The sequence below is a fragment of the Vibrio sp. D173a genome (genome assembly GCF_030248475.1).
Genome location: NZ_JAHGAH010001070.1, coordinates 1 through 635, shown reverse-complemented (window position 1 = coordinate 635; position 635 = coordinate 1). Strand labels below are relative to the sequence as shown.

The window sequence follows — 635 nt, the reverse complement described above, 5'->3', positions numbered from 1 at the left end:
GTCGTTGTATCGATTGATGCGACTCAATTAAATTTAGGTCAACATAATGCCACATTAAGTCTAAACAATGAGTTAGATGGCACTAGAACTGACATCAATGCCTCTATAGAGGTCTTACTTCCAGAATTGACATTCAGTAAATCTAACATTGATTTTGATGTAACCGATGGTTGGCAGCCACTGACAAAGAGCTTAGAGATCAGTCTAAATACGGGAGAGCAAAGTTACCCTGTTAGCTTAACGTTACCTGAAGGTATTAATATCAACTCTCTAGCTGAAATATCAAGCTCAGCACAACAAGTTGATGTCCAGTTAATTTCTCCAGACAACCTCTCAGAGGGAGAAAACAACAGCATAATTGAAGTCAGCACGAATGTCCTAGGGCACCAAATAACCAAAAGCATCAACGTCAATGTATTGGCCTCACGTCATGCTCTACTGATCCCGGATAGAGGGGTTTCTCTCACCAAGTTCCCAACCAAAGAGAAGCTTACTGCGCAGATCGACGTTCTAGATAGCTACAACCTACCTAATACAGCTTGGACTGCGACTACCTCTGCAGAATGGCTGAGTGTGACACCATCCGGTACTACCTCAGATAAACTTGTGGTCAGTGCCAACATAGATGGACTAAC

General features: G+C 42.5%; 1 pseudogene. It reads left to right on the top strand.

Annotated elements, in window-relative coordinates:
- Window positions 1–635, top strand: a pseudogene (locus KIV40_RS31345) (hypothetical protein); the annotation flags it as partial.